This window comes from Polaromonas sp. P1_E3, from assembly GCF_056405935.1.
On the sequence record NZ_JBFUBD010000584.1, the window covers coordinates 1 to 1,348 of the forward strand.

Below are 1,348 nucleotides of genomic sequence, written 5' to 3' on the forward strand. Positions count from 1 at the left end.
TCCGATGCCTGCGCAGCGGTATATCTGCTGCGCCCATGCAGCATTCCCCGCGCCAGTCAGCAGCAACGACAAGGTAGAAAGCAATAAGGTGTTTTTCATAGGAACTCCCGATGCCCAGGAAGGGCGAAGGACGGTCTATCAGTATGCGGCAAAGGGGCAAAAACACAAAGCCAGCACACCTACAACCTGCCGGGGCAATAAAAAAGGACGGCATCTGCCGTCCTTTTTTGACCACAAACTGTATAAATAAACAGCAAGCGGCTGAGCGTCCCCTGATTACAGGGAGTAGTACATCTCGAATTCGATGGGGTGAGTCGCCTGGCGCAGGCGGGTCACTTCACCCATCTTCAGTTCAATGTAGGCGTCGATCATGCTGTCGGTGAACACACCGCCCTTGGTCAGGAAGCTGCGGCCCACGTCGAGTGCGTCCAGCGCCTGGTCCAGGCTGTGGCAAACGGTTGGCACTTTTGCATCTTCCTCGGGTGGCAGATGGTACAGGTCCTTGGTGGCGGCTTCGCCCGGGTGGATCTTGTTTTCCACGCCGTCCAGACCCGCCATCATCAGGGCCGAGAAGCCCAGGTACGGGTTCATCAGTGGATCGGGGAAACGCGCTTCGATACGGCGGCCCTTGGGGTTGGCAACGTAAGGAATGCGGATCGATGCCGAACGGTTCTTCGCCGAGTAAGCCAGCTTGACCGGTGCCTCATAGCCAGGAACCAGGCGCTTGTAGCTGTTGGTGCCGGGGTTGGTGATGGCGTTCAGGGCACGTGCGTGCTTGATGATGCCGCCGATGTAATACAGGGCGAAATCAGACAGGCCCGCATAGCCGTCGCCGGCAAACAGGTTCTTGCCGTCTTTCCAGATGGACTGGTGGACGTGCATGCCGGAACCGTTGTCGCCGACCACAGGCTTGGGCATGAAGGTGGCGGTTTTGCCGTAGGCGTTGGCCACGTTTTGCACCACGTATTTCAGGACCTGGGTCCAGTCAGCGCGCTGGACCAGCGTGCTGAAACGGGTACCGATTTCGTTCTGGCCGGCACCGGCCACTTCGTGGTGGAACACTTCAACGGGGATGCCCAGCGATTCGAGGATCAGGGCCATCTCGGCGCGCATGTCCTGCGTGCTGTCGACAGGAGGCACGGGGAAATAGCCGCCCTTGACGGTCGGACGGTGTCCGCGGTTGCCGCCTTCGAGCTTGGCACCGGAATTCCAGGGCGCTTCGTATTCTTCGATCTTGAAGAAAGTGCCCGACATGTCGGTGTTCCAGCGCACGTCATCAAAAATGAAGAATTCCGGTTCAGGACCAAAGTAGGCGGTGTCGCCCAGGCCGGAAGCCTTGAGGTAGGCC

Annotated in this window: 2 protein-coding genes; one reads left to right on the forward strand and one right to left on the reverse strand. The window is 58.9% G+C overall.

The window, feature by feature from the left end; genetic code table 11:
- Positions 1–250: hypothetical protein (locus AC1D0Z_RS21905; RefSeq protein ID WP_477660257.1), on the forward strand; the 250-nt coding region annotated here is incomplete at its 5' end.
- A 26-nt stretch (positions 251–276) separates the two neighbouring features.
- Here AC1D0Z_RS21905 and glnA read toward each other — a convergent pair.
- Positions 277–1,348: type I glutamate--ammonia ligase (gene glnA, locus AC1D0Z_RS21910; RefSeq protein WP_477660258.1), on the reverse strand; the 1,072-nt coding region annotated here is incomplete at its 5' end.